We start from the raw sequence: 6,002 nt of genomic DNA, 5'->3' as shown, positions 1-6,002 counted from the left end.
ATCGACCGGATCGACCGCATCATTGAGTTGTGTGTGGAACTGGAAGCCGACTTTGTCGAACTGGCCACCTGCCAGTACTACGGCTGGGCCTACGAGAACAAGGAAGCCCTGCTGCCTACAAAAGCGCAGCTGGAGCGGGCCGAGCGCATCACCAACGAATACCGTGAAAAACTCGCCGCCGAGGGCAACCCGATCAAGCTGATCTTCGTGACCCCCGATTACTACGAAGAACGGCCAAAGAAGTGCATGAACGGCTGGGGCGAGATCTTCCTCACCGTGACACCGGATGGCACCGCCTTGCCATGTCACAGTGCCCGCATGCTGCCGATCGAGTTCCCTAATGTGAAAGACAATACGCTGCAGCACATCTGGCACGAGTCGTTCGGGTTTAACCACTTCCGGGGCGACGACTGGATGCAGGAGCCCTGTCGCTCCTGTGACGAGAAGGAGCACGATCTGGGCGGCTGCCGCTGTCAGGCCTATATGCTGGCCGGTGACATGAACGCGGCGGACCCGGTGTGCAGCAAATCACCGCATCACCAGACGATCCTCGATGCCCGTGCCGCCGCCGAGCAGAGCGGTGAGGATACGCCGATCACCTTTCGCAACGAACGCAACTCACGGGTGTTTGCGCGTGGGTGAAGGCGTGCTCAGTGCACGGGAGGCGGTGCAGTCGATCCATGACTACGCCGCCTTGCGGTTTCATCAGGGGCATCTGTATGGGGTGAGCTTCGATCCCAGCACGGGGCGTAATCGGCTGTGCCGGTTTGAGGCGGGGGAGGCGATCAGCCTGCTGCCCGATCATCTGAGCGCGCGCAGCCGGGTACATGAGTACGGCGGCGGCGCCTGGTGTCTGGCGGGTGATCGGGTCTGCTTTGTCAACGACAGTGACCAGCAGATCTGGTGCCAGCCGCTGGACGCGGCTTCCCCGGCCTATCCTCTGACAACGATGCCTGATACACGTTTTGCCGATCTGCAGTACGACGCCCGCCATCAGCGTCTGCTGGCGATCAGCGAACAGCACACTGAAACGGCCCTGGAGCCGATCAACCGGCTGGTCACAGTCGAGTTGGAGGCCGGCGGCGTGGAAACACTGGCAGCAGGCACCGACTTTTACAGCTCACCGGCCTTGAGCCCAACAGGCGATCGGCTGGCGTGGGTTGAGTGGGATCACCCGCAACAGCCTTGGCGCTGTACCCGCCTGATGCTGGCGGATCTGAACGGGGTAGGGCAGATTGCTCAGGCCTGTCAGGTATCCGACACGCAAGACGCCGCCTGGCTGCAGCCGCGCTTTTCACCGAAAGGGCAACTGCATGCCGTGGTTGATCGTGACAACTGGTGGCGCATTGAAGCGCTGACCCCGTCCGGGTTTGAGCCGCTGCACACCGCCGGCAGCACAGTGCCGGAGCGCACTGAATTTACCACCGCGCCCTGGCAGTTTGGTCTGAGTACCTACGGCTGGACCGCATCGGGTGAGCTTGTCGCGCTGGGTCAATGCGATGGCTATACCCGCCTGTGGCGTTTTATGCAGGGCTCGGAAGTCGCTCAGGGCTGGCAGCCGCTAGAGCTGAGCCTGATGCCCACACGCCTGCACGCACTCTGTGTTGCGGGGACATGGATTGGGTGTGTTGCCGAGTTTGCCGATCGCGAGCCGGCGATAGTGAAGATCGATACCGAGTTGGATGCCGACGACCCTGATCAGTGTACAGTGCTGGCCGGAGGGCATTCCCCAACCTACGCACCCAGCCTGCCGCTGTGTGAATGGGTCGATTCCGTCCCGTACTTTCTGTATCGACCGGCCAATGTGCCGTACGACCAGCCGCTGCCGCTGGTGATCTGGACCCACGGAGGCCCTACGGCCAGCACGGCCCCGGTGCTCAAGCCTGCCATCCAGTACTGGACACAGCGCGGCTTCATGATCGCGGATGTGAACTACCGCGGCAGCACCGGGTATGGACGAGACTACCGCCTGCAACTGGCTGGGCAGTGGGGTATCACCGATGTGGAAGACGTGGACGCCATTGCCTGCCGCCTGATCGAACAGGGACGGGCACAGCCCGATGCCATATTCATTCGCGGCAACAGTGCCGGTGGCTATACCACCCTGAGTACACTGTGCCGCTCCAGCCGCTTCAGTGGCGGGGCCAGCCTCTATGGCGTGAGCGACCCGGCACGACTGAACCGGCTCACGCACAAGTTTGAATCCCGTTATCTGCACTGGCTGATCGGAGACCCCGCAACCGAGCCCGAGCGCTATACGTCACGCTCGCCGCTGATGCAGGTCCACCGCGTCAGCGTCCCGGTGATCTTCTTTCAGGGCGAACAGGACAAAGTCGTGCTGCCGGAGCAGACGCGCCGGATGGCACAGAGCCTGAGCGAAAACGGCATTTGCGTTGAAACCCATTATTTCCCCGACGAAGCCCACGGCTTTCGCCAGCCCGAGAACCAGGCACAGGTGCTGGAACGGGAGCTGGCGTTCTACCGGAGTATTATCGACGCCGCCTCAAATCCCCCGTGTTAAAAACGTGGTTTGCTTGCTGGCTGATCCGGTCTGGCCGGTGAAGTGGAAGTCCAGACTGGCACGGGGCAGGTCGAAGTCTTCGGCACACACGCGATACGAAAGCCAGCTGGCGTTGTTGTCGGTCAGATCGATCAATTCGGGCCCGAACAACTCAAATGCGCCTGGCCCCTGCACCGCAACCCTGACCTGTTCCGGCTGACGGGTAAAGCCTTCCACCTTGACCCGGTAGTGGTTGCAGACGGTGTTCTCGTCCTGTTGCGTGAACAGTGCGCCACGGTCACGACGGATCTCCACCAGCAGACTGGTGGTGCCGGTGAAGCCGTACAGCACGGCACCAAAAGCGACCAGCATGACCGCGCCATAGCCTGCCAGACGCGGGCGTATCAGAGGCGAGCATTCGCCCTCCAGCTGTGCTTCGGAGGCGAAACGGATCAGCCCCGTGGGCCGGTTCAGTTTGGTCATCACGGTATCACAGGCATCAATGCAGGCGGCGCAGTCGATACACGCGGCCTGCAGGCCATCACGAATATCAATTCCGGTTGGGCACACCTGTACGCACAGACCGCAATCCACACAATCGCCGCTGTTCAGATCGGCATTGCGCATGCTGGCGCGGGGTTCTCCACGGCGCGTGTCATAGCTGACGGTACGCGTGGCGCGGTCGAACATCACCCCCTGAAAACGAGAGTAGGGGCAGGCATGCAGGCAGATTTTTTCACGCACCAGCCCCGCATTGGCGTAGGTCAGGCCGGCCATGATGATCAGCCAGCCGCTGACACCCGCCGTCAGTTGCAGCTGCACTGCATCGCTGACCAGTTCACGCATCGGGATGAAATAACCGGTAAAGGTCAGCGCCGTCAGCAGCGACAGCCCGATCCAGAGCAGGTGTTTGGCGATACGGCGTAACAGGCGTGTGCCGCCGAGCGGTTTGCCTTCGGCGCGGGCACGCTCACTGGCCCGGCCCTCGGTGAAATCCTCGATACGAATGAACAGCCAGGTCCAGATGCTTTGCGGACAGGCAAACCCGCACCATACCCGTCCCCAGGCCACCGCCATGAAAAACAGCAGACAGGCGCCGGCAATCATCAACCCAGCCAAAAGCGGCAGGTCATGCCAGGACAGGGCATGGCCGAACAGTATGATCTGTCGCTGTGCAAACGAGAACAGCAACCAGGGCTGTCCATCCACCTGCACCCACACCAGCCCGAAAAACAGCGCGATCATCGGCCAGCTGCTCAGGCGGCGCAGGGTCTGAAACCGGCCTTCGGTCAGCCGCACATGAAACTTGCCATCGCGGGCATAGGGCGGGGTGTGTTCTTGAACGACAGGTATCTTTTCCATGCTGGGCGGTCCCCTGAATTGTTGACAGGGCAAGATTACGCTTGTACTCGAAATAGGTTCAGGTATAAAAAAATAAAAATGAATCGGTACAGATGGGTACAAACGGCATGACATCGGATTATCGCTATCGGCAGCTGGAACACTGGCTGTTGCAGGGCATTCAGGAACAGCGCTGGCGGCTGGGTGAACGCCTGCCGTCGATCCGTACCCTGTGCCGTGAGCACCGCCTGTCGAAGGCCACAGTGCAGCATGCGCTGCAGCGACTGGAGGCCCAGGGCTGGCTGGAAGCGCGTCCCAAGGCCGGCTACTTCGTCACCCTGAGGCCAGCGCCTCCCGGCGATCAACAGGGCACGCCCGGTCATACCCGAGTCATTCAGCCGCCACGGCCCGTGAGCGTGAATGACCTGCTGCTGGATATCATGCAGCGCAGTGCCGCCTTTGACCTGCTGCCTGACCTGAATGCGGGCGAACTGCCGGCTGGTATCGTGGCGCTGAACCGTAGCATCGGACGGGCACTGCGACGTCAGCGCGGTGACGATTACCAATATTATGATGAGCCCGCCGGGGCGATCAGCTTGCGCGAGCAGTTGGCGCTGCACTATGCACGTCGCGGCTGGGCGGCCGCACCGGATCAGCTTTGCATTACCTCGGGCTGTCAGCATGCCCTGTTTCTGGCGTTGATGGCCTGCTGCAAGCCCGGTGATGTAGTGGCCGTCGAGTCACCCGGGTTTTACGGTGTACTACAACTGCTGGAACAGCTGCAACTGCAGGTGGTGGAAGTCCCTGCGGGTGCCGACACCGGCATGGATATGGATGCACTGGACGCGGTACTGCAGCGTTGGCCGGTCAAGGCCTGCATCGTCTCACCCGCCTTTGCTACCCCGAGTGGTGCACTGATGCCCACAGCAGCTCGACAGCACCTGCTGGCGCTGGCCGAGCGCCATGATCTGGCCATCATCGAAGATGACATCTATGCCGACACCGCGCTGGGCAGCCCGCCCGACCCGCTCAAGGCGCTGGACGGTGATGACCGTGTGATTCTGTGCAGCTCGTTCTCAAAGTCCCTGTCGCGTGATTTGCGTCTGGGCTGGATCGCCGGAGGCCGCTGGCACGCCCGTATCCTGCACTTGAAACTGGTCACCCAACTGGCCAGCAGCCGCACCCTGCAACAGGGCGTAGCCGACTACATGGCCGATGGTAGCCTTGCCACCCACCTGCGCTGCCAGCGCAACGCCCTGCACCAGCGCCGCGACCAACTGATCGCCGCCCTCAACGCCTGGCCCATTGACCTGGGCGTCAGCAGGCCCACCGGCGGCCTGGCCGTCTGGGTAGAACTGCCGGATACCTACGATACGCTGGCTTGTTACCCCCGCGCACTGGAGCAGGGCATCGTCATCACCCCGGGCCCGCTGTTCTCGGTATCCGGCCTGTTCAAACACTGCCTGCGCATCAGCTACGCCCACCCCTGGGATGGCAAGCGATTGGCCGCGCTGAAACAGCTGCCAGAGCTGTTGGCAACAGGCAACAAATGATGCATATTTGAACTCTGCCAGCGGGAAGTCGGCAGCCACAACGACAGGGAAAAGAGGATGGGTCGATGACCGGGATGCTTTGCAGTTTTCATGTTTCAGCAGCTGATCATCTTCTTTCTGGCGAGCCCCTGTTCTCTGGCGCTGTGGTTTGTACCTGTTTGAGCCACAAGCGGAGCGCTGGTTTACCTTTTTCAGCTCAGGGCGTTGTCGTTAAGTTAATAAAATCAGTGGGTTATGGATGGATTGGGAAAATTAAAAGGTATACCCGCTAATAATTATTATGAGGTTTACCTCATAAATAGGCTGTTGAACATAACCGCTTCGCGGTGGAGTGCGAGATTTTAAAGAGGCATAGGGACATGCCGAATAGAGCGATACAACGGCTATTTCAGTCGTATAAAGCGGCGTTGGATGAATCGCCTCAGCCACGGAAAAACCGGCGGGCGATTACATCCATTACGTATTGTAGAACGCGGGATATGGGGGTGAGTTATTACGCCTGCCCGGACTGTCAGGAGTGGTGGGAACAGTGTCACTCCTGCCGTCACCGCTGCTGTTATGTGTGTGCGCAGAAGCACCGTAAAGACTGGATTGAGGCACAGAAGCAG

At 60.7% G+C, this 6,002-nt stretch carries 5 protein-coding genes; 4 read left to right on the top strand and 1 reads right to left on the bottom strand.

Translation table 11 applies throughout. From position 1 onward, the window contains the following. The coding region (locus tag BLV48_RS03030) for an SPASM domain-containing protein (protein ID WP_139253883.1) at nt 1-642 on the top strand (642 nt) is incomplete at its 5' end. After that, complete coding sequence (locus tag BLV48_RS03025; protein ID WP_175527564.1) at nt 635-2,521, top strand: S9 family peptidase; 1,887 nt, start codon at nt 635-637, stop codon at nt 2,519-2,521. The genes BLV48_RS03030 and BLV48_RS03025, both read left to right, overlap by 8 nt. Here the strand turns inward: BLV48_RS03025 and ccoG are convergent. Beyond that, nucleotides 2,504-3,862 (bottom strand): cytochrome c oxidase accessory protein CcoG, encoded by a 1,359-nt coding sequence (gene ccoG, locus BLV48_RS03020; RefSeq protein WP_091822938.1) that lies wholly within the window; start codon nt 3,860-3,862, stop codon nt 2,504-2,506. The genes BLV48_RS03025 and ccoG overlap by 18 nt on opposite strands. Nucleotides 3,863-3,969: 107 nt before the next feature. On the opposite strand from ccoG, the gene BLV48_RS03015 reads away from it, so the two are divergent. Together BLV48_RS03015 and BLV48_RS19575 are read left to right on the top strand one after the other, a co-directional pair. After that, nucleotides 3,970-5,394, top strand: a complete 1,425-nt coding sequence (locus BLV48_RS03015; protein WP_091823791.1) for an aminotransferase-like domain-containing protein — start codon at nt 3,970-3,972, stop codon at nt 5,392-5,394. Nucleotides 5,395-5,753: 359 nt separating this feature from the next. Then, a partial coding sequence (locus BLV48_RS19575; protein WP_175527563.1) for a transposase zinc-binding domain-containing protein occupies nt 5,754-6,002 on the top strand: 249 nt, incomplete at its 3' end.

The organism is Marinobacterium iners DSM 11526, from assembly GCF_900107855.1.
In the GTDB taxonomy this organism is placed as follows: domain Bacteria; phylum Pseudomonadota; class Gammaproteobacteria; order Pseudomonadales; family Balneatricaceae; genus Marinobacterium; species Marinobacterium iners.
Note: the sequence above shows the minus strand (reverse complement) of the source record. Positions and strands in the feature narration are given on the sequence as shown.

What these genes read in the sequence shown, in the direction of transcription:
- ccoG (WP_091822938.1), bottom strand. Translation starts at nt 3,862, where the DNA reads ATGGAAAAGATACCTGTCGTTCAAGAACACACCCCGCCCTATGCCCGC.
- BLV48_RS03015 (WP_091823791.1), top strand. Translation starts at nt 3,970, where the DNA reads ATGACATCGGATTATCGCTATCGGCAGCTGGAACACTGGCTGTTGCAG.